The sequence below is a fragment of the uncultured Winogradskyella sp. genome (genome assembly GCF_947496485.1).
In the GTDB taxonomy this organism is placed as follows: domain Bacteria; phylum Bacteroidota; class Bacteroidia; order Flavobacteriales; family Flavobacteriaceae; genus Winogradskyella.
In genome coordinates this window covers 909014-933666 of the sequence record NZ_CANMCZ010000001.1, presented here as the reverse complement: position 1 = coordinate 933666, position 24653 = coordinate 909014, and the positions used below count along the sequence as shown (strand labels likewise).

Genomic DNA, 24653 nt, shown 5'->3' with positions numbered 1-24653 from the left:
CTGTGAAGGCAAGAATCTCACGACTATGAAAAAAACGCTATTAAGTATTCTAATTATTCTACTTTTCTTTAGTTGTAAAAAAGAGAAGAAAACAACAACTATCGAAAAGGGTAAAACCGAAGTTTTCCAATCTATTTTAGATTCAATTTATGCTCAAAATAAAGATGCTATTGGAATTATGGTTCATGTTGAAGCACCAGATAAAGCTATTTCTTGGAGTGGAGCAGTGGGTATTTCAGATAAAGACTCAAAAGCCCCCTTATTAAAAGACCAACCAGTTTTGATTGCGAGCAACACAAAAACGTATGTGAGTGTTGCAATTTTAAAATTGGCGGAACAATCCCAACTAGATCTGAACCAAGCTATTGACACTTTGATTTTTGAAGAAACCAACGCGTTGCTTAAATCTGATGGTTATGATACTTCAGATATTACTTTGGCGCAATTACTAAATCACACAAGTGGTATTTATGATTATGCTGGTACAGAAGATTATATGCAAATGATTAAGGATGATCCAAAGCATAGATATACTAGGAATGAGCAAATTGAAATGGCAACAAAAATGGGTGAGCCTCTAGGAGAAGCTGGGAATGTTTTTGCTTATGCGGATACCAACTATTTATTACTAACAGAAATTATAGAGGGTATAACAAAAAAACCTTTTTATACATCAATGCGTGAATTGATTAACTATGATAAACTTGGAATGACCGCGACTTGGTTTTCAACTTTAGAAGACTATCCTGAAGATTTAAAACCATTAGCACATCAATACTGGACATCAGAAGGGTTCGATAGTTATAATATTAATCATTCTTTTGATTTATTTGGTGGAGGAGGTATTGCTTCTACGAGTAGAGATTTGGCTGTGTTTTCTCAAAGTTTATTTAGCAACAGAATTTTTACTCAGCCAGAAACCCTCGATTTAATTTATACAAAAGCCAATCCAAAACAAGAGATGGAAGGTGATTACTACTTAGGTTTGTCTAGTGTTGATTTTGATGGAGTAAAAGGCTATGGTCATGGAGGATTTTGGGGAACTGCTGTAAACTATTTCCCAGAACTTAATACTTCAATTGCAGTATTTGTATTAGATCGAGACCAAAGAAAATTACGCGTAAATTTAAATTACGCGTTTATAAATGTTCTTAAAACATTCTAAGTTAAAGGTTTTTATCATTTAAAAAATCCCCTAAATTATCCAAAGAATCATCCCAAAATTGTGAATAGAATTGCATCCATTTATTAACTTCTTTTAGAGGCTTAGGATCTGCATAGCAGAAGCGATTGCGACCTTGCTCTTCCATTTGTACTAGACCAGCATCATTTAAGATCTTAATGTGTTTGGTGACACCTTGTCTGGTCATGTCGAACTGATTTGAGATTTGAGTAATAGACAATGCTGAGGTTGCTATCACTAAGGCGTGAAAAATATCACGCCTTGTAGGATCTGCAATCGCTTTAAATAATTTGGTGATATTATCTTGCATTGACCTCTTCTTTTAAATAATCAGTTAGACCATTAATACAATTATTCCAACCACCATCAAAACTATCAAACATAGCAAGCGCAGTTTCACCTGCATAATTTTCTATACCAGAATGTTCTAAATGCAGTTTGGTTGAGTTTCCTAGATCTTCTAATGTCCAAGTGACAGTTGTTTCTACCTTAGTATCGGCGACAATCCATGTATAAACTAATCTATAGGGATTAGCTTCTTTTACAGTCCCACTTATTGTAGTACATCCTTTTTCGTTAGGCTCTGAAGTGAAAGTGTAGTTATATCCAACCTCTGCTTTAAAATCTGCTTGGATAAACCATGTTGAAATTTCTTCTGCTTTTGTAATGGCATTCCAGATTTGATCTATAGAATGATTAAATACTTTTTCCTTTGTGATTGTTTTGCTCATAATATTCGTTTTTTAGATTAATACGCAACTTTATGGTTGCTAAATTAAACAAATAGTTTTAATAAGCAACTAAAAAGCTGCATAATTAATTCAGAACTTGCACAAAGGATGGAAGTGGCATCCTTTTTTGTCATTAAAACAAAAAAGATATGACGGACAGCCCGACCCTTGGGTTGTGCCCAAATAACAATTATACTGTCAGTCAATAATGGCATAACCAAATCAAATACTGCCAATGTAAGGTTTGGCAAAATTTTTGACTAATTTTGTGTAATTAAAGTAGAATACAATTAAAATTAAATATTATGGCATTAGAAATAACAGATGCAACTTTTGAAGAAACAGTATTAAAGAGTGATAAGCCAGTTATGGTAGATTTTTGGGCAGCTTGGTGCGGACCATGTCGTATGGTTGGACCAATCATTGATGAAATTAGTGCTGAGTACGATGGTAAAGCTGTAGTTGGTAAGGTAGATGTTGATGCAAATCAGGAATTTGCTGCTAAATACGGAGTACGAAACATACCTACAGTATTAGTTTTTCAAAACGGTGAAGTAGTAGGTCGTCAAGTAGGTGTAGCACCTAAAAACGCTTATTCTGAAGCAATCGACGCACTTTTATAGTCGATAACTCTAAAAGAAATGATAAAAGGTTTGTCTATACGGCAAACCTTTTTTAGTTTCGGTAACTCATGGATTTACAATTAGAACTTAATAAAGCAGGCGGTTTTAAAAACCTTGAATTACTAGCAAAACAAGTAGTTGAAGGTTTTATAGCTGGTATGCATAAAAGTCCATTTCATGGATTTTCAGCTGAATTTGCTGAACATAAGATTTATAATCAAGGTGAAAGTACTAAGCACATTGATTGGAAACTTTATGCTAAAACAGATCGCTTATATACGAAGCGTTATGATGAAGAAACGAATCTAAGGTGCCACATCATTATAGATAATAGTAGTTCTATGCATTATCCTGAAACTGCTGGGACTTCAATAGAGAATCTTAATAAAATCGCTTTCTCAGCTTTGGCAAGCGCCTCTTTAATGCATATTCTCAAAAAGCAACGCGATGCCGTTGGATTGAGTATTTATAGTGATACGTATGATTTTTATTCACCTGAAAAAGGAAGTGAACGCCATCACCAAATGTTACTTAATAAACTAAGTGAAGCGGTAGTTTCTAAATCCGATACTAAAACAACGGAAACTTATCGATATCTGCATCAAATAGCAGAAAAGATTCATCGTAGATCATTAATTTTTGTATTTACAGACATGTTTCAAACCTCAGAAAATGATGAAAAGTTATTTGAAGCCCTTAGACATTTAAAGCATAATAAACATGAAGTGGTATTATTTCATGTATTTGATAAGGCTAAAGAACTCACTTTTGATTTTGATAATAGGCCAAAGCGTTTTATAGATATAGAAACAGGCGAATACATTAATTTATATCCTGATAATGTTAAGGTCAACTACGAAAAGGCTGTTAAAGCGTACTTTAATAGTTTAAGATTAAGGTGCGGACAATATAAAATTAAGTACGTAGAAGCCGATATCAATGCAGGTTTTAATAGTATTCTGACGACGTACATGATTGAACGTCAAAAATTTGTTTAAGGAATCCTCTATTTTTTTAGATTTTTGTTTGCGATATTAAAAATGCAATGTATATTTGCCCTCGCAATTAAGCAACGGTCTGGTAGTTCAGCTGGTTAGAATGTCGCCCTGTCACGGCGAAGGTCGCGGGTTCGAGTCCCGTCCAGACCGCTAAAATTGCTTAAAAGCTCTGAGAAATTAGAGCTTTTTTAGTATAAAGATGTTGTGTTGTTCCAGGAGAAATCTTGGAGTAGTAGTAAGATATCCAATTGATTTGGATACTTGCCGATGAAAGGCTTTCCTTTTTTCTGAATAAGAAAATCGGGATGCTTTTTTGTTTTGTGGCATTTTCTGAAATAAAACTAAAATCATTGTATCGTTAGTTTTCAACAGGTTATGAACAGTAAAAATACGCTTAATCGAAATTAAATAGCGCTTAATCGATGATTTTCTTGTTTATTTCAAAATTAAATTTATATTTGTTGTCCTTCTTAAGTCCTCAAATCGCTTAATAAGGAAAATTTTAGTCCATTTTACTATTAGACACGTGTTGTCTAGAAAACATCCCTCGTTTTTATTTTAGTATAAATTTTAGGTTCATCCTAAAATAGTTAATAATCCATTCCCTCGGAGCAATATGTTTATTGCAAAAATTTAACTATTAAACCCTAATTAAATTTATACATATGAAAACCCTGAAAATTACTTTAGCCTTAGTTGCTGTACTTGTTTTAACTGTATCTGGCGTGCAATCTAACGAAACGCAAGTTACCGATAAGCCTACTTATGAAACAAAGAGCAATTTTGATTTACTAGCTGTAAACAAGAAGAAAAAAGACATAAAACAACAAGGTTAAACTTACCTAAATAAAAATATATTTAGCCCTTATTTACATGAGGGCTAAATTTGTTTATATTCCATAAATTTATTCTAAATTTGAGAATACCTTAATATTCTCAAATTTTGAATTTTAGATATTGTTTTTTTCTTCTTGTATTATTCCAAGTTAATTTAGTTTTTTCACAGAAGGAATTCATAGAAACATATCTTGATAGTATAGTTGAATTAAGACTCCTATCTCAAGATAATTCTCGTACAAATAATGACCGCATTAAACTTGCTGAGCAGGCACTTGGGATTTCTCGAGAGCTAAATCAGGATTCAGTAATATTAAAAAGTGGTAGAATATTATCTCTTGCATATTATAATGCAGGAAAAGATAGCTTGTACTTGAAAATAAATCATGAAAATTTAAGGCTGGCTAGCAAGATAAAAGATTCTTCCTCTTTAGAAGTGGTAAATTCTAATTTAGGATCCTTTTTTCATACTAAAGAACTTAATGATAGTGCTTTTTACTATTATTCTAAAGCTCTTAAGTTATATAATAAGTCTAGAGATATTGAAGGCAAAGCTAGAATGTTATTAAATATTGCTGATATACAAGAAACTGAGAAGGATTATATAGGAGCTGAGGAAAATGCAGTGGAATCTATTAAACTTTTAAATTCAATAAAGATTAATGAAAATGTAAGAGATCGTCTTTGGATATTAAATAATTTAATTGGAATAATTTCACTCAAACTTAAAAATTATGATAAAGCTATAGAATATCATAACAAAGCTCAAGAAATAGCTGAGAAGATGGAATATGGTTATTATAATAATTTATATTCTATCAACAATAAAGCAATTGCTTACAGATACAAGAATGAGATAGATAAATCTATAGAATTATATGAACAAGTTATTTCGGAAGATAGTTTGGCATATTATGATTCTTCTTTTTATGCTATTACATTAGGCAATCTTGCATATACTAAATCATTTAAACCTGATAGAGATATTGACGAAATCAAGAATATATTTTTATTAGGAAAAAGAGTAAGTGATACAATCACAGATCCTCTTGCTAAACTAGGTATTGCTATAGATTTTTCAAGATTTTATTTAGATATAAAAGAATTAGATTCTGCACTATACTATGCAAAACGGAGCTATAAAATTTCAAATGAAATTTCCAATAATGAATTGAAATTAGAATCGTTATTACTGCTTGCTGAATTAAATAATAATGAAGATGCAGAAGTATATTTAAAAGAGCACATTAAGCTTAGTGATAGTTTGTTGTTTGTCGAGAGAAATGTAAGAAATAAATACGCTAGAATAGAGCTAGAAACCGACGAGCTAGAAGCCGAAAACAAACAAATATCCAAAGAGAATTTATACTTAGCTATATTGTCCATCGGTTTACTGTTAACCGCAATTCTTATTTATGTATTGATATCGCAGCGTGCAAAAAACAAAGAGCTTAAGCTTCAACAAGTGCAACAAAAAGCTAACGAGGACATCTATAACCTTATGTTAGGTCAACAAGATAAAGTAGATGAAGCTAGAGCTAAAGAAAAAACAAGAGTATCTAAAGAATTACATGATGGTGTTTTGGGCCGTCTGTTTGGTACGCGATTAAGTTTAGATAGCATCAATTTTAAAGATGGTAAAGAAGCTATGATGACCAGAGCCAATTACATTGGTCAACTTAAAACTATTGAAGAAGATATTAGAAAAATATCTCATGAGCTAAATACCGATTTTGTTTCAGGTTCTGGGTTTATGGATATTGTTACTGAACTTATTGAAAATCAATGTCAAGCCTATGGCTTGCAACATGAGTTTAACTATACTGATGATATCAGTTGGGATTTAGTGTCTAATAAAACCAAAATCAATTTTTATAGAATCATTCAAGAGTCTATGCAAAACATCTATAAACATGCCAAGGCAAAAAAGATAAAAATTAGTATTTCACTTGAAAAAGACGTAATTTGCTTAGGTGTCATTGATGATGGAGAAGGTTTTGATACTTCTAAAGGTAAGAAAGGCATTGGTCTAAAAAACATGCATTCTCGTGTTGAAGATATTAACGGAAGCATCACTTTTACGTCCCAGCCAGAAAATGGTACACAAGTTAATGTTAAAATTCCCTACACAAATCAATCAATATGAACCATATCAACATTTTAATGGTAGATGACCACCCGATAATTATTGAGGGCTACCAAAATGTGTTAATTGCTACAAAACAAGAAGATCAAACCTTACACATAGATACTGCAAATAACTGCGATGAGGCAGTAACTATGATAGAACAAGCATCGAAAAAATACCCTTATGACGTCTGTTTTTTTGATATCAGTTTACCTGGATCAGAAGATGGTAAATATGCTTCTGGAGAAGATTTAGCCCTATTGGCAAAAAAATTAATGCCTAGATCTAAGATAGTAATACTCACCATGTTTAATGAATCCTTCAGAATTCATAATATAATCAAGGAAATTAGTCCAGATGGTTTTCTTATAAAAAGTGATTTAACATCGATGGAACTTGCTGATGGTTTTCAGCAAATTCTAAAATCACCACCATATTACAGTAGCACAGTAAGCAACTACATGAAGAAAACAATTTCTAGCGAAATTTATGTAGATGATATCAATCGTAAAATTTTACACTTATTATCTCAAGGTATAAAAACTAAAAGCCTAAATGAGTATATCAATATTTCCACAAGTGCTATCGAAAAACGAAAAAAACAGCTTAAAGTATTGTTTTCGGTTGATGACGGAAAAGATGAAACCTTGTTAAAAGAGGCTCGTGAAAAAGGTTATTTATAAAAAAAAGCTAAAAAAGTGCACTTTTTTTAGGTAAAAAAAATTATCGTAGATACTATCAAATAAGAAAACTACGGTTTTTCCACAGTAAGTCTGCGGTTTTTCCACAGCAAAAAGTAAAGTCACTTCTATATATTTACACAAGTCAACAAGAGTTAATTAATCCCTTTTTTAAGTAATTGTTGAGTTAATAGCAAGAATATTAAACCTAGTAGCATTTATGGTACTAGGTTTTTTCTTTGTATTAAATGAAATGGTTATTAAAACCAATTGGCATTGTGTTCTGATAATTTTACGATAAAAAACCCTAGAAAAACTATAGCTACAATAAATTTTAAAAACGTAGAGGCTATAAAACCTAAGAATGAGCCAAAGGCTGCTTTCAAAGCTTTTTCCATATCGTTTCTATGAACCATCTCTCCGATTAAAGCACCTATAAATGGACCAATTATTATTCCGAAAGGAATAGGGGAGAGCAATCCAATAATTAAACCAAGTGTAGTACCAATCATTCCGGCTCTACTGCCACCGAAGCGTTTGGTTCCCAGAGCAGGTATGATATAGTCTAAAACATATATAAATATTGCTACCAAAAGCGTAACAATTAAAAACGTCTGACTTAATTGTACTCCTTCAGTAAAATGAAGAACCAATAGACCAGCCCAACTTGTGAGTGGCCCAGGTAATACAGGTAAAAAGCTACCAATAATACCCAAAATCATTAAAAGCAGTGCTACAAGCACCAAGAAAATTTCCATATAAATAATTTAAATTCATTTATATGACGCAATAAACAGACCAAAGTTACATTTTTTCAACTAATTATTTAGTTTAAACTAAATAATTAGTTATATTTGAATATTGAAAACATGATTATGAAACAACTAACAAAAGCAGAAGAAGAAATAATGCAAGCTTTATGGCAACTTAAAAAAGCAAATGTTAAAGCTGTAATTGAAACCTTACCAGAGCCGAAACCAGCTTATAATACAGTTTCTACAATTGTGAGAATATTAGAGTCTAAAGGTTTTGTTGATTATGAAAAAAAGGGGAAAGGACACGTTTATTTTCCTATTGTAGCTAAAGAATCTTATAGTAACCAATCTATAAATAAGTTGGTAGACAACTATTTTCAAGGTTCATTTAAAAGTATGGTGTCATTTTTTGTTCAGAAGAATGATGTCGATGTCAAAGACATTGAGACTTTATTAAACGAAATTGATAAAAATAAGTAATATGCTGTACACTATTCTTCAAATCATCGCATTTCAAGCCTTGTTTTTATTGGTTTATGATTTGTTCTTAAAACGCGAAACGTTCTTTAACTACAATAGAGCTTATTTATTAATCAGTTCTGTTTTGTCCCTTGTATTGCCCTTTATTAAGTTTCCTGAACTAAAAGAGATAACGACAAAGGATTTCGTCATACAACTACCAGAAGTTTTTATAGGAACTAAAACTCCAACTACGTTGGATGTTCAAATTGCAGAGCAAGCAGGTATTATCATTGAGCAACCGCAAACACCTATTTGGCAATCTGTTTTATTGGCAGGAATAGCTATTACAACACTCATTTTCATAATTAAAATAACAAAACTCTATTGGTTAAAATTTAATAATCCAAAACGTTGGAAGGGAAATGTGCTCATTGTTAATCTTATTAAAAGTAGTGCTGCATTTTCATTTTTCAATACTATTTTTCTTGGTGAACGCATACCTGAAACCGAAAAGCCAACAATATACAAACACGAGCTAGTTCATATTAAAGACTTACATACTCTAGATCTACTCTTTTTTGAACTACTAAGAGTTCTATTCTGGTTTAATCCATTAGTCTATATCTATCAAAACAGAATTAAAGAATTGCACGAATATATTGCCGATGCTAAGGCTGTAAAACAAAATGGAAAGGCAGATTATTATCAAAGTTTACTCAATCAGGTATTCGATGTTAACCATGTCTCTTTCACCAATACATTTTTCAAAAAATCATTAATCAAAAAACGAATCGCTATGTTACAAAAATCAAAATCTAAGGAACTTAATCTCTTAAAATATGCCTTACTTATTCCTATGGTTTTTGGGATGTTAATTTATACTTCAACTGAGGTTAGGGCACAGCAGAAAGAAAAACAAGAAAATGTTGTCAGTCAAGAATTGACAGATGAGGAGTTGATAGAAAAGTACTATAATGAGTTTGTTATGATGGAAAAGAATGGATCTACTTTTTTTGAGATTTCAGAATACGCAGGATTTTCAAAAGACAAAATTATTAAATATTTACCCTCTAGAAAAGAGTTCTTAAAATTGAAAGCATATGGTCAATATATTGCAGATGGAATAATAGAAAGAAAGTCTGAGGAAGGGACATTGACACAAGATGTTATTGATTCTACTAATCTTATGAGAATGGATAAGTTTAAAACTTATGAAGATTTTAAAGTTTTTAAAAACAAAAAAGAAGAAAAAGAAAGATGGGAGTCTAATACTCAAGATGGAATATTAAAGTTATTTGTAAAGGATGCAGCTAATAAAACGGAAGAAGAACACAAACGTTTTAATGGCTTAATGAAACAACTCGAAACAGATAGCTATTTTAAAAAGTTAATGGTTACAGACGGAACATCCACATTGGTTATTGATTCTCCAAACAAGTCTGCAAATGAAATTGTTGAAATCCAAGAAATCGACGAGTCTGTAGAAGTTCCATTTTCAGTAGTGGAAATAGTACCTACTTTAAAGGAATGCGACGATTTAACATCAAATCAAGATCGCAAAAACTGTATGACTCAATTTGTAAACAAATACGTTGGTAAAAACTTTAATACAAAAATTGCGGATAGTTTAAGTCCAGGTAGAAAACGAATTTTTGCTCAGTTTAAAATTGACAAAGAAGGTAATGTTAAGGATATTAAAGCGAGAGGTCCAAGTAAAGCTTTAGAGGAAGAGACAAAACGTGTACTTAAAATGTTACCAAAATTTGTACCAGGAAAACAAAAAGGAAAAAAGGTGACGGTTCCTTATTCATTACCTATTGTTTTTGAGGTAAAAGGCGATAAAGACGAAGTGGCTAAATCCTATAAAGAACTAGTTGCTGAAAGAGATCGTGTTTTAAAGAATTCTAGTGATAAAAATCCTGTGGTAGTGAAACTAAGCGAACAGATTGATGCTTTAAAAGAGAAATTAAAAAATAGATCGGATAGTTTAAGAACAAAGAATTACGATAAGTATATTGAGCAGTTAGAAGCTAGTGCTCAAAAAGATTCAACAAAATTAGATCTCATACCATATAGTGTAGTTGAAGTTGCTCCTTATCTAACAGAGTGTGAATCATTAAATAGTGCCTTGCAACGAAAAGACTGTACATCAGCTGCTATTAATAAATTCGTTGGTAAAAATTTTAAAACCAATTTAGCAAAGGAGCTTGGTATTACAGGTAGACAAAAAATATTTGTGTCTTTTACTATTAATAAAGAAGGTAGTGTGGCAACGTTAAAGGCGAGAGCATCACATCCAGGTTTAGAGACTGAGGCTATCAGAGTCATTAAAATGTTACCACAATTTATTCCTGGGCAACACAAAGGTGAGACTGTAAATGTTGCTTACTCATTACCAATAGTTTTTCAAGTTGCAGATACCAAAAAAGACTAGTAAACGTGCCTATGAAATTAAATTTATGCTTCTTGTATTTGGTATTTGTAGTTAGCCTAAACGCTCAAACTCTAAAAGATAAAGCTGATAATTTTTACTATAATGGTAATTATACCAAAGCCATTGAAACTTATAAATCGCTTAAAAACTTAGATGATGCTTATGGTAAAATTGCTAAGTCTTACTTGGCGATAGGGAATTATGGAGAAGCGTTGACTAATTACCAAAAAGCTATAAATGCTAACAAAGACAATCTCTTATTGCAATATGAGTTTGCTAAGCTTCTATCTAAAACCAAAAAGTATAAAGAGGCTAATGAATTATTTAAAAATTTGATTGCACTAGATAGTCTCAATCCAAATTACCATTACGAATTGGGTATTGTTTTAGAAAAGCAAAAAGATACAGCTTCGGTAAATGCATTTAGTAAAACTTTTAGATTAGATTCAACTCACCAAAAAGCAATTTTCAAAGTTGCTAAGCGCCATATTTATAAAAGAAGATTTAACGAAGCGCATCAGTTTATTGACAAGGGTTTAGAAAGCTATGCTGATAATTTAGAACTTATAAGTTTAAAAGCACAAGCATACTACTACCAAGACTATTATACACATGCCGTAGTTTGGTTTAAAAAATTACTGGATTTAGGAGAAAAATCAGAGTTTATACACGAGAAGTTAAGTTTAAGTTATGCTGAAAATTCAGATTATGAAGATGCTATTTATCATCGTAAACAAGCTTTAAAATATAATCCAAGTGATGCTAATGCTATGTTTGTAATTGGAACGTATTATGAGCGTTTAAGTAATTTTGAAAAAGCAGAAGAATATATCGCTAAGGCTTTAAAATTGCAAGACCAATCGCTTACTAATGAATATCAACGACTAGGAACTATTTATAATCGTCAAAAGAAATATGAAGAAGCCATAAAGGCGTTTCAAAAATCATTAAAAGAAGATTCATCTAATATCATGTCTGAATTCTTTTTAATTAGAACTAAAGACGAATTTTATGGCAATATAGATGCTAAGATAAAACTATACGAAAACTATATCGTAAAACATGAGAAAAGCCCTTTTCTTGTATTTGCTCAAAGACGACTCAAAGAACTTAAGAAAGAAAAATTCTTAGAAGAAGACTAAAATCTAAAAATATTGTACTTTTCGGTATCAGAATTTTACTAATGAATCGAATAGTTTGTCTTTTAATCTTGGTTTTTGCAACATCTTGCAACTATTTTGAAAAGAAGAAAGTTTATCCTGAAGATTTACTTGAGGAAGAACTACAAACTTTCAACTGGAATGAAGTAGACACCTACCCAACGTTTAGCAATTGTGACTCTATAACTGCAAAAGAAGATAACAAAATTTGTTTTCAGAATACTTTAGTTAATAATGTAAATCTTTTTTTAGAAAATCAAAATTTAGCGGTTTCTAAAGATGTCAATGATACGATAAGGCTTAAAATCATAATTGATAGCAATGGTATTTTAGAAGTAGAATCTATTAAAATACAACCAGAAACAATAGAAGAAATTCCTGAAATAGATAGCCTACTAAGACAAAGTCTAAATGGTATTCCGAAAATTTTTCCAGCAATAAAAAGAGGGCAGCAAGTGACCACAGCTTTTGAATTACCTGTGATTGTTAAAATTAATTAAAACCTAATTGCTAGCTTCTGCATTAATCGCAACACTTCGACATAGAGCCAAATTAGCGTTGCCAAAAGTCCCCAAGTAGCCATCCATTCTTTATATTTTGGAGCTCTGTTTTTATAACGCTCTATATAATCGAAATCCAAAAGTAGTGCAAAAGAAGCCACAATAGCAGCTACAACATTAAAAGCAATGGCGAACCAAGAAGTTCCCCAAATGTAGGTTTTAATGCCAAAGAAACTCAAAATCCAAGAAATTATATATACAACCATAATACTTACAGTTGCTGTAATAATTACACTTCGTAATTTTTTTGTAACTACAATAATTCTGAGTTGATATAACAAAAGCATCACAAAAAAAGTAACGATAGTTACACCAATGGCTTGATAGGGCAATTCAGGAAAATTACGGTGTGCATAAGCCGAAAAACCACCTAAAAAAAAGCCTTTAGCAATGATATAAAGCGGTACTAAAATATGTGCCCAATTTTGTCTTACAGAAATTAAAACACTGATAACTATAGCACCTAACATTCCACCTAAAGTAAACCATTTCATTGGTGTGCCAGCCTCATTAAGTTTCCATAGATAAGCTGTAATAGCGGCAATAATTAAAATGCCGAGCATAGATTTGAAAAAGATACCTGCAACCGACATTTTTTTTGCTGATGATTTATGATCATCCCAAAAATAGCCATTGAATACAGGATTAGAAGTTTTAAAATTTCTTAAACTCATTTATAAATTAAATTTATAACCTATGGCAATATCTGTAGAAAAGTTGCCTTGATTATCAAAAATAATTGCAAATAACTCACCATAAATTAAAGTAATAAAACTGTTTTTTCCAATTTTAATATCCGAACCAATTCCAAATATTAACGGAACATCAAAGGCTGCCTCATTTGAGCTAACCTGTATATTATTTTCGTCTTCAAAAGTAGAACTAATAAAATTGACTGTGGCCAGTTTAACTTGGCCGTAAATAGAAAAACAAGGTTTGTTTATTATTCTATAGCGATAGCCAAGTGAGAATTCATTAGTACTATAGTTAAAGTCCTCCGCATCAAAGGTATGTTTAGCTTGTAAAAAACCTGAATGTCTTGGTAATTCAGCTTCATAGATCTCAAGTTCTGCAGCAATCTGTGGTACTTTTACATTATCAGGGTTTCTAACAAATGGATGATTAGTAATACCAGCGGAGAAGCCTAATCTAAACTGTACTTTACCTTCTGTTGCCATCGTAGCATATGACGAATCAACAGAGGCATTGTATTTGTCTATGAACTTTTTTAGACTGTAAGTCGTCAATTTTAATTGATCTGTGGACATTCCGTTAGTTAAACTACTTAATGTCGTTTTATATTCTTCGAGGTAATTTTTATTTGAATCTTTTGTGTTTTTTAATTCAGTAATGGTGCCATTTTCAGTTCTTACAAAATAACGATATTCACCATCAATGATATTCCATAGTAGATCTAGTTTACCTTCTATTTCCGTTTTTAGCTCAAGAGTTTCGCCATCAATGGTATAGCTTTCTTGACTATAGTTAGCTTGAAAGGCAAAACACAAAAGAACAATTAATAATGTCTTTTTCATGTGTAGTTAGGATTTGGTTTGAGTAAAACTATCAAAAATATTCAATGCAACACTATTTCTTCGATGTTCTACCTTTCCAACGGTATGATTTAAAGAATGATAGAAAAGCAATGCTTACATTAAAGAAAGGATATATGATACTCGAAAAGATATAAGAAAGAAGTAAGGTCTCTTGTTTAAAAAAGCGAGAGGTTTTAAAAAGAAGTAAGAAATCAATGCTAAACTTGATGATAATTAAGGCAACAACTATTCTGGTATTTAATAAATTTAAAAGTACCAAAGGAATAAAAGCTATACATGTTAAGTTTCCTAATAAAACCACCATGCCTACTAGTTTTGCAAACCTATTATCGTAGCTACTTGTCTTTGATGCCCATCGTAAACGTTGCTGAATTAAACCTGAAATTGTATTCGTAGGATTGGTTGTTACAATAGCATTTTGAGACTTTAGATAATGTACTTGTTTAGCATCTTGCTTAGCCAGTTTTTCTAGTAAAAATATATCATCACCACTAGAAATATTGGTGTTGCCATCAAATCCATTTACGTCGACGAATGAGAGTTTACGATACCCAAAGTTAGCACCATTGCTCATAAAAGGGTTTTTAATTCCAAAACCACCAATAGTAGCACCTTGTAAGCTTAAAAAATCTAAAGTTTGAAAGCGATTAAAAAACGAATTATTACCATGATAAGTTACTGGAGCAACAATACAATTTGAGTCTTTAGTTTGTATAAATTCGTCAAAAGTATCTAACCAGTATTTTGGCAAAATACAATCGGCATCAGTGGTAATTATCCAGTCATTTTTTGAAGTTTGAATAGCAGAAGTTATGGCATCTTTTTTAGGTGAATCTGATGTTCTTTCATTTTTTATAATCCTAATATATTTTGCCTGACGGGGCTTGTCGAAGTCGGTATTTTTCAAAAAATCATTAATAATTCTAACAGACTCATCCTCAGATTCATCATCTATAAATATGATTTCAAACATAGACTTAGGGTAATTCAACTCAGAAATTGAAGCCAATAACTTAGGAAGATTTTTGGCTTCATTTCTAAAAGGAATAACAATCGAAAATTTAGTTTTAGGAGGTAAATCTCGTAGTTTAAAATCGTCAACCTTATCAAAACCAAAAGCAAACCAACCTATTAAAAATAAGTAAATGATAATGATTATAATTGCTAAGGATGTGAGCATTATTCTTTGGGTCTAGGGAGTTTAAAATTTAAGACAAAATAACTTCCAAATACGCTAGGAATCATAAAGTTGAGCAACCACATTAGTGTAATTATTGATAAAATAGTAAGCTCATTAACTTCAACATAGCCAAATAAAAATACGGCAACACTTCCTTTTATAACGATATCGAAAATTGAAATGCTCGGCACAATAGATGCTAAAAAATACATACTCGTTATAACTACCATAGCTTTAGAATAGTCTACATCAATACCAAATATTGTAAGAAGATAATAAAATTGAAATGAAAATATTAAATAACGAATCAATGATAAAGTAAGCGTAGTAACATGTGTGGTAAAAGCTATTTTTTTTATAAAGCTAATAATGCGCTCAAAAGAAAACCCTTTAATGTTAAAACGTCTATGTTTTACTCCAAACACAGCAAATAAACCAAATAACAGTAAAAGCGATGCAAATTTTGCCACTTTATAGTAGTTAACATCTATTTGATAGCGATTTACAAATATGATAAATCCAACAATGCCAAAAATAGTCGTTATGGTCATCTGTGCCATATTACCCAATAGATTAACAAGTACAATTTTTGTTCTAAACTGCTTGGCAAAATACGCTGCTTTTGCACCATAATCACCAACGCGGTTTGGTGTGATTAGCGATGCTATTAGACCTCCTAGACTTTGTTCCAAAGCATTTCTGAACGAAATTTTCTTAATTGTGGCAACTAATTTTTGCCATTTTAAAATTTCAAAAAACCAATTAAAAATACTCAAAATGAGTAAAAAAGCAATGTTTTTGGGCGAAAATGTATCATTTTCCTTCAAAAAATCGATAAATTCATTGAATTGTAAATTTTCGTTTTCAGCTAATTTTGAATAAATGAAATAAAATGCGCCAACAACTATACTCAACTTTATTAGTACAAAGAAGAATTGTTTAGTTTTGTATGGCACATCGTAATGCATAGCACAAATTAAACCAAAAAGTAACAGATGCAGCAATATTTAAAACAATACCTTTTCTTTTTTAGTGTCGTTTTTATAGCCCTAAATAGTAATGCTCAATTTAAAGATACCAGCAAGTGGAAAGCTTTATTTGCAGTTGGTGTTAATTACCCAACAACGGATGGGTTTGTTAATGGTTCTTATGCACAATCTGTAAATTTCCCAACAGTGAATTTAGGTGTTCAGCATATGTTAAAGAGTCATTATGGTGTAAAATTAGATTATGGCTTTAACCGTTTTAAAAATAATGCAGATACACCAGATTTTAAAATAAATTACTCGCGGATTGATGCTCAGTTTGTGTTTGATCCTTCACAATATATAGGTTTTTTACCTAGTCGTTTAAGAACAATTTTACATGCTGGTCCTGGAATATCATTTGTAAAACCTTTGAGCACTTTAAAGGAAAATAAACAAACCTACATGAATCTTTTAGGTGGTTTAGAAGTTCATTATGCTATTAACGAAAAAGTGTCAGTTTATACTGATGTTTCTTATATATATGGCTTAACTTCTTTAGATAATTATGATCCAGCGTTAAGAGGTTTAGGAGCTTTTAATGGTAGCGTATTTAATCTTACCTTTGGTGTGGCAGTTTCATTAAGTGGCTGCCAATTTTGCGATTAGATAAATGAGTAGAGAAAAAATTATTTTAGGTATAGACCCAGGAACTACGATTATGGGTTTTGGACTTATAAAAGTGGTGAGTAAAAAAATGGAGTTTATGCAACTCAACGAACTCATGCTAAAAAAGTATGATGACCATTATCTTAAATTAAAATTCATTTTTGAACGCACTGTTGAGCTCATCGACACCTATCATCCAGATGAGATAGCAATTGAAGCACCTTTCTTTGGTAAAAATGTACAAAGTATGCTAAAATTAGGCAGAGCTCAAGGTGTTGCAATGGCAGCAGGTTTGTCTCGCCAAGTACCAATTACTGAGTATGCGCCTAAAAAAATTAAAATGGCAATTACCGGCAATGGAAATGCCAGTAAAGAACAGGTTGCAAAAATGTTACAAAGTATGTTAGGTCTCAAAGAATTACCAAAAAACCTGGATTCTATGGATGGTTTAGCAGCAGCTGTTTGCCATTTCTATAATGAAGGTAGAGTTGAGATTGGTAAAAGTTATAGCGGTTGGTCTGCTTTTGTGAAGCAGAATGAAGGACGCGTAAAGAAATAAAATGTCTGGCATCTACATTCACATACCATTCTGCAAGCAAGCTTGTCATTATTGCGATTTTCATTTTTCAACGTCGTTAAAAAAGAAGGATGAACTCATCAATGCACTAACCAAAGAGTTAGCACTTCGTAAAGACGAATTTAAAAACACCATAATAGAAACTATCTATTTCGGTGGCGGAACACCAAGTCTATTGACTAATGAAGAGTTGCAAATTATTATTAACTCTGTTTATAAAAACTATGAGGTTACCAAAAACCCTGAGATAACTTTAGAGGCTAACCCAGATGATTTGTTCAAAGATCGAATAATCGAATTATCAAATAGTCCAATTAATCGATTGTCAATAGGTATTCAATCTTTTTTCGAAACGGATTTAAAACTCATGAATCGGGCACATAATGTAGAAGAGGCCAAAGCTTGTTTAGATGAGGCCACAAAACACTTTGATAATATTTCTCTAGATTTAATTTATGGTATTCCAGGAGCCTCAAATGAGCAGTGGATAGAAATTATCGAGACCGCTTTAAGCTATAATGTGCCACATATTTCTAGCTACGCTTTAACAGTTGAGCCAAAAACCGCTTTAGCGTCGTTTATAAAAAAAGGAATAATAGATAATGTAGATGATGAGCAAGCACATGAGCAATTCCATATACTCAAAGAAAAATTAGAAGCCTCAGGATTTATACATTATGAGCTTTCCAACTTTGGGAAAGACGGATTTTTTAGTAAAAACAATTCTGCATATTGGCAAGGTAAATCGTATATAGGTATTGGACCATCTGCACATTCGTTTAATGGTATAGAACGCGCATGGAATGTGAGTAACAATTCAAAATATATAAAGTCAATAGAACAGAATAAATTGCCTATAGAAATAGAAACTTTAACGCTTACAGATCGATACAATGAATATATAATGACAGGTTTACGAACCATTTGGGGAGTTTCTTTTACTAAAGTTGAAAATGATTTTGGTAAAGTTTTTAAGCACTACCTAATTGAACAATCAGAAATTTTTATAAATCAACATTTATTGTATATTGAAGAAGGGCATTTGCGAGTCACTAAAAAAGGACAATTTTTAAGTGATGGCATTGCTTCCGAATTATTTAAAATTAACTTAGTGTGATCACAACAATACAATACAATTCTAGAAAATTAAAGATAGATTTATCTCAACCGTTAGATATTTCTATTCCGATTAAAGGAGGTGATTCTAATGTAAATGCATGGTATATTGGAGCACCTAAAATTCAACCAGAAGTTTTTGATGGAGATACCATAAGTGTAGAAAAAGGTGCTTCTGTTAATTTTAATACCATAACATTTAATCCACACTCTCATGGTACACATACAGAGACCGTTGGACATATAACAAAGAAGGTATATTCAATTAATAAATGCTTGAAACAGTTTTTCTTTTTGTCTGAAGTAATTACAGTAGCTCCAGAAAAGCAAGGTGAAGATTATGTGATATCAGCAAAACAACTTCAGTTTGCAATAGGAAATAAAAAAAGAGAAGCTCTTGTAGTGCGCACTATGCCTAATACAAGCGACAAAAAATCAAAACAGTATTCGAATACAAACTGGACGTATTTTCAAGAAGATGCCATTAAACTTTTAGTGAGAAAAGGTATTAAACATCTTTTAATTGATCTACCAAGCGTAGATAGAGAAGAAGATGGAGGTGAACTAAAAGGACACAATGCTTTTTGGAATACTAAAGGAAAGCTAAGATTAGATGCTACAATTACTGAGTTTATTTACGTATCTAATAAAATTGACGATGGTTGCTATGTGCTCAATCTGCAAATTGCACCTTTTGAAAATGATGCCTCGCCAAGCAAACCAATTTTGTATAAAGTTATAGAATAGTTATGAAGACAATAATAAAGTTCGAAGAATTAGGAATGTTTGCTTTAGGGGTTTTCTTGTTCAGTCAACTCAGTTATCAATGGTGGTGGTTTTTAGCATTATTGCTTTTACCAGATATTGGCATGTTAGGTTACATTATTAATACTAAAATCGGAGCAATTACCTATAATTTTTTTCATCATAAAGGTTTAGCCATACTTATCTATTTTCTTGGCATATATTTTGAAATAGAGCTATTAAAATTATCAGGTATTGTTTTGTTTGCACATTCAGCAATGGATAGAATTTTTGGATATGGATTAAAATATTTTGATAATTTTAAAAACACACATCTAGGAGAAATAGGTAAATAATATGGAAACATTTTTTATAATCATTATAAGTATTTTGGTAACCTTAGGTTTGGTTACAATTTATAGACAATGGAAAACAAAACAGACCACAAATGCACAGTCTATTATGCTTTTAGACAAAGTAAAGCGTGTCTGTAAGTTTATAACTGTTGAAGGTGACTTTGCAGAAATTTACCACTATGAGGATGTTAAAGAAAAATTCTTAAAACTAATTTCCAGCAAGAAAAAAGCTTTGGTTGTAATAAATGCAAAAGCGCATATTGGGTTCGATTTAAGTAAAGTACAGATGTCATCTAACCCCAAGACAAAATCTGTAATTTTATCTCACTTTCCCCAACCCGAAGTTTTATCCATAGAGAGTGATATCAATTATTACGACAAGAGTGATGGTATGTTCAATAAGTTTGATGCTTCAGATTTAACTGAATTACATTCAAAGGCAAAAGAGCATATTAGAGAGAAAATACCAGAAAGTGGTTTATATAATGTTGCTAAACTCGAGGCATTAGAGGCGATTCAGCTTATTGAAAATTTAGTAGAAACAATTGGTTGGACATTAGATTATTCTGCCTTGAAAATCGAAGATTCTGAGGTCAAAAAGTTAGAAAAATGATAAAGATATCAACTGATAAAAATAAACTTCAGATAGAAGTAATTCATCAGTTTTTAACTCATACTTACTGGGCAAAAGGAAGAACCTTAGAAGAGGTTAAGACATCAATTAAGAATTGTCTTTGTTTTGGTGTTTATATCGAAGAAAAGCAAATTGGCTTTGCTAGAGTGGCTTCAGATTATGTTGTTTTTGCTTACTTAATGGATGTTTTCATTCTTCCAGAATATAGAGGCAATGGTTATTCAAAAAAACTAATGAAGGCCGTAAGTGAATCATCACAACTTCAAAATTGTAAAATATGGATGTTAAAAACAGCAGATGCCCATAATTTATACAAGCAATTTGGTTTTACTGAACTCAAAGAACCCGAAAAAATAATGGAAAAACTTCTAAAATGAATATTGAAGACTATAGAGATTATTGCATGAGTAAAAAGGAAGTGACAGAACATTTTCCTTTTGATAATGACACGCTTGTCTTTAAAGTCTGTAATAAAATGTTTGCCTTAGCTTCTTTAAAACGATGGGAAAATGGGGAAGCATTTATAAACTTAAAATGCGATCCCGAATATGCTCAAGAACTCAGAGCAGAATATGACAGCATTAAACCTGGATATCATATGCATAAACAGCAATGGAATAGCGTTTACATTCATACAGGTGAGCTCTCACCAAAACTAATAACAGAATTAATAGACCACTCTTATGACATGGTTGTAAAGGGCTTGTCTAAAAAGCTGAGAGATAGTCTGTAAGGGAAAATTAGATTCTACAAATTCTATTCAAAGAATGTTCTCCTCCATTCGTCGCTTCAAAAAGTTGACTCATCGAAAAATAGTTTTTTAACAAATAGTTGCAGCTAGTTTTGTGTTATAATTAATTCAATATAACCTCAATACTATGAATGCTTTATTTATGTACGTAATACTTTTACTAGGTCATTTATGTGTTTATTTTTATTTCAAAAATAATCTAAGATTTTTAAGTGTTAGTAACGATTCTTATACTGTAAAAGATATATATATTGAAAAACTTCCTCTAAAACAAAAACAAGACCTAGAGACAGTAAGTCTAACAAAAAAAATGGAAGACAATAAACATATTTTGTTAAATAAGAGTCTTAGACATTTAGAGTTTATTGCGGAGTTTGAAATGTATTTGGAACGAAAAACATCCAAGAATTTTTCTGCTGAATTTCTTCAGGAATTTGAGCAAATAAAAATTGAGGCTCAACTAACAGCACTCAAAACTACAAATCAACTAAATACTATAGCAAAAATGGCCGCTTAGCCTTTTTTTGTATTTACCATTCGTCGACACTTATCTGCCATCCATCGACACTTAATATCATTCAAACGAATTAAAATATAGGAACTAAACAATTCATCTAATTTGCTTCTTTAAGAACAAATAAAATTATAAATGAATACCCTCAATATTTTATTGATAGAAGATGATATGATTGAAGTAATGAAGCTAAACAGAGCAAAGAGCGCGCTTCAACTTAATCATAAAGTCACTGAAGCAAACAACGGTGAAGAGGCTTTAAAGTTATTGGAGCAAAAGGATAATCTTCCGGATATAATATTGCTAGATTTAAATATGCCTAAAATAAACGGTGTTGAGTTTTTGAAAATTCTAAAAGCTGATGCTAGGTTAAAGTACATTCCAACTATAATTTTAACAACCTCTAATAATCAACGTGATTTATTAGAGTGCTATAAAATTGGGGTTGCGGGTTATGTATTAAAGCCATTGAAATATGAGGAATATGTTTCCAAAATCGAAAAATTATTGGCATATTGGAGTATAAATGAACTAATCACAGCATAATGAAAGGAATCGTTTTTACAGAATTTTTAGAATTAGTGGAAGAGAAGTTTGGCTTAGAGATGGTGGATCATATTATTTCGAGTTCTGAATTAGAGTCGGAGGGTATTTATACATCTGTTGGGACCTATAGTTTTTCTGAAATGCTGCAATTACTTGAGCACCTTAGTGCTAAAACTGATATATCTATTGATAATTTGTTGTTAGTGTATGCAGAACATTTCTTTGGAGTTATTGAAGAAAGTTATCCAGGATTATTGGCAACTTACAAAGATCCAATTGAAATGATATCGTCTATTGAAAATCATATTCATGTTGAGGTTAGAAAAATATACCCAGATGCTGAATTGCCAACATTTGAAGTTATAGATAAAACAAAAGATTCTCTAGTTATGATATATACCTCTAGTAGAGCCATGCATCATTTCGGTTTAGGCTTAATGAACAAAACTTTTGAACATTTTAATTCTACAGCTACAATAGAATTAGAAAAAATAAAAGAAGACGGTACTGAAGTAAGATTTGTTATTCAAAAAAATTAATGAGTCAAGACCAACTTGATATATTAAAGCGTGCTTTAGATCGTGAGAAAAAAGCGAGAAAAGCTGCAGAAAAAATTCTCGAAGAAAAATCAAGAGAATTATACCAGACATCTCAAAAGTTAGAAAAACTACTAGATGAAAAATCTACACAGCTCCAAGGTATATTTGAAAATATTGTAGATGCTTATGTAGTGATGGACATTAATGGTAATGTCTTAAAATTTAATGAAGCAGCCACAAAACTTTTTGGTTATGATATTGATGTAGAATCATTAAATGTAGAAAACTTAATACACAAAGATGATTTTGCTTATGCAATGTCATCTTTTTCAGAACTACAGACGAAAGGCTTTTTTAAAGATTATGAAGCTAGAATTTATACAAAATCTAAAGAAGTAAAATGGGTTCATATTAATGCCAGTGTAGTTTACGATAAATACAAAACACCAATTGCTGCTCAGGGTATTGTTAGAGATATTACTGATTTAAAAGCTTCAGCTGAAGATCTTATTAAATCAGAAAGCAGGTTGTCATCATTAATTCTTAACCTAGACAGTGCAGTTTTACTTGAAGACGAAAATCGTGAAATTGTCCTCACCAATAAAAGATTTTGCGATCTGTTTAGTATTCCAATAGAACCAGACTTACTTAAAGGCCAAGATTGCTCAGATGCAGCAGCCCAAAGCAAGATTCTTTTTGAGAATGAGAATGAATTTGTAAATCGAATTGATGAAATTTTAAAAAATAAAACAACGGTTTTAGGTGATGAATTGATCATGAAAAACGGAACTGTTTTAGAGCGAGATTTTGTTCCAATTATTAAAAATGAGATATACAGAGGACATCTTTGGACTTATAGAGATGTAACATTAAATAGAACTTATCGCAAAAGCTTAGAGACTCAAAAGCAAAAGTATAGCAATATAATTGCCAATATGAATTTAGGTTTAGTTGAAGTTAATAATGATGACGAAATTTTAATGATTAACCAAAGTTTTTCTGAGATGTCTGGCTACGCTGAGTCCGAACTCATTGGTAAAAGAGGTGGTAAAGTATTCCCTATTAGCGAAGATTCTGATGTTATTCAGAAAGAAAATGAAAAGCGACAAAATGGGGAGTCTAACTCCTATGAATTAAAAGTAAAAACAAAAAATGGTGACATTAGACATTGGTTAATCAGTGGAGCACCTAACTATGATTTAAACGGAAAGGTCGTTGGTTCAATAGGAATACATTTAGACATTACAGATTTAAAAAGTTTAGAAATTCAAAAAGAAAAACTACTAGCCAAGCTAGAAAAAAGTAATGACGAACTACAAGAATATGCACATATTGTATCTCACGATTTAAAATCACCTCTTCGTAGTATTGATGCTCTAGTCAATTGGTTAAAAGAAGATAATAAGGATAAGTTAGATGAGGTAAGTTTACAGAATTTCAATCATATAGAGACGACACTTGAGAAAATGGAACAACTTATTACAGATGTTCTGAACTATTCTAGTGTTGGTTCTAATAATGAAACAACTGAGGTAGATACACATACTTTAGTTAATGATTTAGTAAATATATTATTTATTCCAGATCATATAGAAGTTAAAGTATTGAGTAGATTACCAATAGTAGTTGGGGACAAAACCAAATTGCTACAAGTTTTTCAAAACCTTATTAGTAATGCTGCAAAGTTTATTCATGTAGATAAAGGTTTAATAGAAATCGACGTTAAAGAGAGGGAAAATGCATACGAGTTTTCTGTAAAAGATAATGGTATTGGTATTGAAAAACATTTCCATGATAAGATTTTCAAAATCTTTCATTCTTTAAATAAAAATAAAGATTCTACTGGTATAGGATTATCTATTGTTAAGAAGATAATTAATTTACATAAAGGAGAGATTTGGTTAGATAGTGAGCCAGGCAAAGGGTCAACTTTCTATTTTACATTAAAAAAATAA

29 protein-coding genes and 1 tRNA gene are annotated in these 24653 nt (G+C 31.4%); 23 read left to right on the top strand and 7 right to left on the bottom strand.

Annotated elements, in window-relative coordinates; genetic code table 11:
• Positions 1 to 25: 25 nt before the first annotated feature.
• Positions 26 to 1165, top strand: a complete 1140-nt coding sequence (locus tag Q0822_RS03930) for a serine hydrolase domain-containing protein (RefSeq protein WP_299120401.1) — start codon at positions 26 to 28, stop codon at positions 1163 to 1165.
• Position 1166: 1 nt separating this feature from the next.
• Here the strand turns inward: Q0822_RS03930 and Q0822_RS03925 are convergent, their stop codons facing one another.
• The gene (locus tag Q0822_RS03925) at positions 1167 to 1493 is read right to left on the bottom strand and encodes a metalloregulator ArsR/SmtB family transcription factor (protein ID WP_299120398.1); all 327 of its coding nucleotides are present in this window, start codon (positions 1491 to 1493) and stop codon (positions 1167 to 1169) included.
• Positions 1483 to 1914, bottom strand: a complete 432-nt coding sequence (locus Q0822_RS03920; RefSeq protein ID WP_299120395.1) for an SRPBCC domain-containing protein — start codon at positions 1912 to 1914, stop codon at positions 1483 to 1485. The genes Q0822_RS03925 and Q0822_RS03920 overlap by 11 nt, the downstream gene beginning before the upstream one ends.
• A 305-nt stretch (positions 1915 to 2219) precedes the next feature.
• On the opposite strand from Q0822_RS03920, the gene trxA reads away from it, so the two are divergent.
• From trxA to Q0822_RS03890, 6 genes are all read left to right on the top strand, one after another.
• The gene (gene trxA / locus Q0822_RS03915; protein ID WP_299120392.1) at positions 2220 to 2537 is read left to right on the top strand and encodes a thioredoxin; all 318 of its coding nucleotides are present in this window, start codon (positions 2220 to 2222) and stop codon (positions 2535 to 2537) included.
• Positions 2538 to 2605: 68 nt separating this feature from the next.
• Positions 2606 to 3535, top strand: coding sequence for a DUF58 domain-containing protein (locus tag Q0822_RS03910; RefSeq protein ID WP_299120390.1), 930 nt, complete (start codon positions 2606 to 2608; stop codon positions 3533 to 3535).
• A 76-nt stretch (positions 3536 to 3611) separates the two neighbouring features.
• Positions 3612 to 3685: transfer RNA gene (locus Q0822_RS03905), tRNA-Asp, on the top strand.
• 515 nt (positions 3686 to 4200) lie between these two features.
• On the top strand, positions 4201 to 4371 hold the full coding sequence (locus tag Q0822_RS03900; RefSeq protein WP_299120388.1) for a hypothetical protein: 171 nt from the start codon (positions 4201 to 4203) through the stop codon (positions 4369 to 4371).
• Positions 4372 to 4478: 107 nt separating this feature from the next.
• Complete coding sequence (locus tag Q0822_RS03895; RefSeq protein ID WP_299120385.1) at positions 4479 to 6518, top strand: tetratricopeptide repeat-containing sensor histidine kinase; 2040 nt, start codon at positions 4479 to 4481, stop codon at positions 6516 to 6518.
• On the top strand, positions 6515 to 7183 hold the full coding sequence (locus tag Q0822_RS03890) for a response regulator (RefSeq protein WP_299120382.1): 669 nt from the start codon (positions 6515 to 6517) through the stop codon (positions 7181 to 7183). Before Q0822_RS03895 ends, Q0822_RS03890 begins: the two co-directional genes overlap by 4 nt.
• 257 nt (positions 7184 to 7440) lie before the next feature.
• On the opposite strand, the gene Q0822_RS03885 is transcribed toward Q0822_RS03890, so the two are convergent.
• Positions 7441 to 7938: a DUF456 domain-containing protein gene (locus Q0822_RS03885; RefSeq protein ID WP_299120379.1), complete on the bottom strand. Its 498-nt coding sequence runs from the start codon at positions 7936 to 7938 to the stop codon at positions 7441 to 7443.
• Between the two features lie 117 nt (positions 7939 to 8055).
• Here Q0822_RS03885 and Q0822_RS03880 point away from each other — a divergent pair, with 117 nt between their 5' ends.
• Genes Q0822_RS03880 through Q0822_RS03865 form a run of 4 tightly spaced genes read left to right on the top strand, consistent with a single transcriptional unit; the run spans position 8056 to position 12491 of the window.
• Positions 8056 to 8415: a BlaI/MecI/CopY family transcriptional regulator gene (locus tag Q0822_RS03880; protein WP_299120376.1), complete on the top strand. Its 360-nt coding sequence runs from the start codon at positions 8056 to 8058 to the stop codon at positions 8413 to 8415.
• Position 8416: 1 nt separating this feature from the next.
• Complete coding sequence (locus Q0822_RS03875) at positions 8417 to 10831, top strand: M56 family metallopeptidase (protein ID WP_299120373.1); 2415 nt, start codon at positions 8417 to 8419, stop codon at positions 10829 to 10831.
• A gap of 11 nt (positions 10832 to 10842) precedes the next feature.
• The gene (locus Q0822_RS03870) at positions 10843 to 11973 is read left to right on the top strand and encodes a tetratricopeptide repeat protein (protein ID WP_299120371.1); all 1131 of its coding nucleotides are present in this window, start codon (positions 10843 to 10845) and stop codon (positions 11971 to 11973) included.
• Between the two features lie 41 nt (positions 11974 to 12014).
• A complete protein-coding gene (locus Q0822_RS03865; protein WP_299120368.1) occupies positions 12015 to 12491 on the top strand; it encodes a hypothetical protein in 477 nt (158 codons plus the stop codon).
• On the opposite strand, the gene Q0822_RS03860 is transcribed toward Q0822_RS03865, so the two are convergent.
• From Q0822_RS03860 to Q0822_RS03845, 4 genes are read right to left on the bottom strand one after another with little or no spacing between them, the layout of a single operon-like run.
• Positions 12488 to 13225: a Bax inhibitor-1/YccA family protein gene (locus Q0822_RS03860; protein WP_299120365.1), complete on the bottom strand. Its 738-nt coding sequence runs from the start codon at positions 13223 to 13225 to the stop codon at positions 12488 to 12490. The two genes, Q0822_RS03865 and Q0822_RS03860, sit on opposite strands and share 4 nt — an antisense overlap.
• Entirely contained in the window at positions 13226 to 14086 is an 861-nt protein-coding gene (locus tag Q0822_RS03855) for a hypothetical protein (RefSeq protein ID WP_299120362.1), read from the bottom strand. It abuts the gene before it with no gap.
• A 52-nt stretch (positions 14087 to 14138) separates the two neighbouring features.
• Positions 14139 to 15287 carry a glycosyltransferase gene (locus tag Q0822_RS03850; RefSeq protein ID WP_299120361.1) on the bottom strand — a complete coding sequence of 383 codons (1149 nt, stop codon included), beginning with the start codon at positions 15285 to 15287 and terminating at the stop codon, positions 14139 to 14141.
• Positions 15287 to 16255 carry a lysylphosphatidylglycerol synthase domain-containing protein gene (locus Q0822_RS03845; RefSeq protein ID WP_299120358.1) on the bottom strand — a complete coding sequence of 323 codons (969 nt, stop codon included), beginning with the start codon at positions 16253 to 16255 and terminating at the stop codon, positions 15287 to 15289. Before Q0822_RS03845 ends, Q0822_RS03850 begins: the two co-directional genes overlap by 1 nt.
• A 27-nt stretch (positions 16256 to 16282) precedes the next feature.
• On the opposite strand from Q0822_RS03845, the gene Q0822_RS03840 reads away from it, so the two are divergent.
• The 12 genes from Q0822_RS03840 to Q0822_RS03785 all read left to right on the top strand — a co-directional run bounded on the left by Q0822_RS03840 (position 16283) and on the right by Q0822_RS03785 (position 24653).
• Positions 16283 to 16921, top strand: a complete 639-nt coding sequence (locus Q0822_RS03840) for a cell envelope biogenesis protein OmpA (RefSeq protein WP_299120355.1) — start codon at positions 16283 to 16285, stop codon at positions 16919 to 16921.
• 4 nt (positions 16922 to 16925) lie between these two features.
• Positions 16926 to 17480, top strand: coding sequence for a crossover junction endodeoxyribonuclease RuvC (gene ruvC / locus Q0822_RS03835; protein ID WP_299120352.1), 555 nt, complete (start codon positions 16926 to 16928; stop codon positions 17478 to 17480).
• A gap of 1 nt (position 17481) precedes the next feature.
• Positions 17482 to 18615 carry a radical SAM family heme chaperone HemW gene (gene hemW / locus Q0822_RS03830; RefSeq protein WP_299120349.1) on the top strand — a complete coding sequence of 378 codons (1134 nt, stop codon included), beginning with the start codon at positions 17482 to 17484 and terminating at the stop codon, positions 18613 to 18615.
• On the top strand, positions 18612 to 19361 hold the full coding sequence (locus Q0822_RS03825) for a cyclase family protein (protein WP_299120348.1): 750 nt from the start codon (positions 18612 to 18614) through the stop codon (positions 19359 to 19361). Before hemW ends, Q0822_RS03825 begins: the two co-directional genes overlap by 4 nt.
• A gap of 2 nt (positions 19362 to 19363) precedes the next feature.
• Positions 19364 to 19714 carry a DUF4260 domain-containing protein gene (locus Q0822_RS03820; RefSeq protein ID WP_299120347.1) on the top strand — a complete coding sequence of 117 codons (351 nt, stop codon included), beginning with the start codon at positions 19364 to 19366 and terminating at the stop codon, positions 19712 to 19714.
• A 1-nt stretch (position 19715) separates the two neighbouring features.
• Positions 19716 to 20327: a DUF4230 domain-containing protein gene (locus tag Q0822_RS03815; RefSeq protein WP_299120345.1), complete on the top strand. Its 612-nt coding sequence runs from the start codon at positions 19716 to 19718 to the stop codon at positions 20325 to 20327.
• On the top strand, positions 20324 to 20725 hold the full coding sequence (locus tag Q0822_RS03810; RefSeq protein WP_299120343.1) for a GNAT family N-acetyltransferase: 402 nt from the start codon (positions 20324 to 20326) through the stop codon (positions 20723 to 20725). The genes Q0822_RS03815 and Q0822_RS03810 overlap by 4 nt, the downstream gene beginning before the upstream one ends.
• Positions 20722 to 21081, top strand: a complete 360-nt coding sequence (locus Q0822_RS03805; protein WP_299120341.1) for an MmcQ/YjbR family DNA-binding protein — start codon at positions 20722 to 20724, stop codon at positions 21079 to 21081. Before Q0822_RS03810 ends, Q0822_RS03805 begins: the two co-directional genes overlap by 4 nt.
• 145 nt (positions 21082 to 21226) lie before the next feature.
• The gene (locus tag Q0822_RS03800; protein ID WP_299120340.1) at positions 21227 to 21616 is read left to right on the top strand and encodes a hypothetical protein; all 390 of its coding nucleotides are present in this window, start codon (positions 21227 to 21229) and stop codon (positions 21614 to 21616) included.
• A 132-nt stretch (positions 21617 to 21748) separates the two neighbouring features.
• Positions 21749 to 22159: a response regulator gene (locus Q0822_RS03795; protein WP_299120338.1), complete on the top strand. Its 411-nt coding sequence runs from the start codon at positions 21749 to 21751 to the stop codon at positions 22157 to 22159.
• A complete protein-coding gene (locus tag Q0822_RS03790; protein ID WP_299120336.1) occupies positions 22159 to 22698 on the top strand; it encodes a heme NO-binding domain-containing protein in 540 nt (179 codons plus the stop codon). Before Q0822_RS03795 ends, Q0822_RS03790 begins: the two co-directional genes overlap by 1 nt.
• Positions 22698 to 24653 carry a PAS domain S-box protein gene (locus Q0822_RS03785; RefSeq protein WP_299120333.1) on the top strand — a complete coding sequence of 652 codons (1956 nt, stop codon included), beginning with the start codon at positions 22698 to 22700 and terminating at the stop codon, positions 24651 to 24653. Before Q0822_RS03790 ends, Q0822_RS03785 begins: the two co-directional genes overlap by 1 nt.

Coding starts and splice junctions, on each gene's coding strand:
- Q0822_RS03930 (WP_299120401.1), top strand. CDS start 26: ATGAAAAAAACGCTATTAAGTATTCTAATTATTCTACTTTTCTTTAGT.
- Q0822_RS03925 (WP_299120398.1), bottom strand. CDS start 1,493: ATGCAAGATAATATCACCAAATTATTTAAAGCGATTGCAGATCCTACA.
- Q0822_RS03920 (WP_299120395.1), bottom strand. CDS start 1,914: ATGAGCAAAACAATCACAAAGGAAAAAGTATTTAATCATTCTATAGAT.
- trxA (WP_299120392.1), top strand. CDS start 2,220: ATGGCATTAGAAATAACAGATGCAACTTTTGAAGAAACAGTATTAAAG.
- Q0822_RS03910 (WP_299120390.1), top strand. CDS start 2,606: ATGGATTTACAATTAGAACTTAATAAAGCAGGCGGTTTTAAAAACCTT.
- Q0822_RS03900 (WP_299120388.1), top strand. CDS start 4,201: ATGAAAACCCTGAAAATTACTTTAGCCTTAGTTGCTGTACTTGTTTTA.
- Q0822_RS03890 (WP_299120382.1), top strand. CDS start 6,515: ATGAACCATATCAACATTTTAATGGTAGATGACCACCCGATAATTATT.
- Q0822_RS03885 (WP_299120379.1), bottom strand. CDS start 7,938: ATGGAAATTTTCTTGGTGCTTGTAGCACTGCTTTTAATGATTTTGGGT.
- Q0822_RS03880 (WP_299120376.1), top strand. CDS start 8,056: ATGAAACAACTAACAAAAGCAGAAGAAGAAATAATGCAAGCTTTATGG.
- Q0822_RS03875 (WP_299120373.1), top strand. CDS start 8,417: ATGCTGTACACTATTCTTCAAATCATCGCATTTCAAGCCTTGTTTTTA.
- Q0822_RS03870 (WP_299120371.1), top strand. CDS start 10,843: ATGAAATTAAATTTATGCTTCTTGTATTTGGTATTTGTAGTTAGCCTA.
- Q0822_RS03865 (WP_299120368.1), top strand. CDS start 12,015: ATGAATCGAATAGTTTGTCTTTTAATCTTGGTTTTTGCAACATCTTGC.
- Q0822_RS03860 (WP_299120365.1), bottom strand. CDS start 13,225: ATGAGTTTAAGAAATTTTAAAACTTCTAATCCTGTATTCAATGGCTAT.
- Q0822_RS03855 (WP_299120362.1), bottom strand. CDS start 14,086: ATGAAAAAGACATTATTAATTGTTCTTTTGTGTTTTGCCTTTCAAGCT.
- Q0822_RS03850 (WP_299120361.1), bottom strand. CDS start 15,287: ATGCTCACATCCTTAGCAATTATAATCATTATCATTTACTTATTTTTA.
- Q0822_RS03845 (WP_299120358.1), bottom strand. CDS start 16,255: ATGCATTACGATGTGCCATACAAAACTAAACAATTCTTCTTTGTACTA.
- Q0822_RS03840 (WP_299120355.1), top strand. CDS start 16,283: ATGCAGCAATATTTAAAACAATACCTTTTCTTTTTTAGTGTCGTTTTT.
- ruvC (WP_299120352.1), top strand. CDS start 16,926: ATGAGTAGAGAAAAAATTATTTTAGGTATAGACCCAGGAACTACGATT.
- hemW (WP_299120349.1), top strand. CDS start 17,482: ATGTCTGGCATCTACATTCACATACCATTCTGCAAGCAAGCTTGTCAT.
- Q0822_RS03820 (WP_299120347.1), top strand. CDS start 19,364: ATGAAGACAATAATAAAGTTCGAAGAATTAGGAATGTTTGCTTTAGGG.
- Q0822_RS03815 (WP_299120345.1), top strand. CDS start 19,716: ATGGAAACATTTTTTATAATCATTATAAGTATTTTGGTAACCTTAGGT.
- Q0822_RS03810 (WP_299120343.1), top strand. CDS start 20,324: ATGATAAAGATATCAACTGATAAAAATAAACTTCAGATAGAAGTAATT.
- Q0822_RS03805 (WP_299120341.1), top strand. CDS start 20,722: ATGAATATTGAAGACTATAGAGATTATTGCATGAGTAAAAAGGAAGTG.
- Q0822_RS03800 (WP_299120340.1), top strand. CDS start 21,227: ATGAATGCTTTATTTATGTACGTAATACTTTTACTAGGTCATTTATGT.
- Q0822_RS03795 (WP_299120338.1), top strand. CDS start 21,749: ATGAATACCCTCAATATTTTATTGATAGAAGATGATATGATTGAAGTA.
- Q0822_RS03790 (WP_299120336.1), top strand. CDS start 22,159: ATGAAAGGAATCGTTTTTACAGAATTTTTAGAATTAGTGGAAGAGAAG.
- Q0822_RS03785 (WP_299120333.1), top strand. CDS start 22,698: ATGAGTCAAGACCAACTTGATATATTAAAGCGTGCTTTAGATCGTGAG.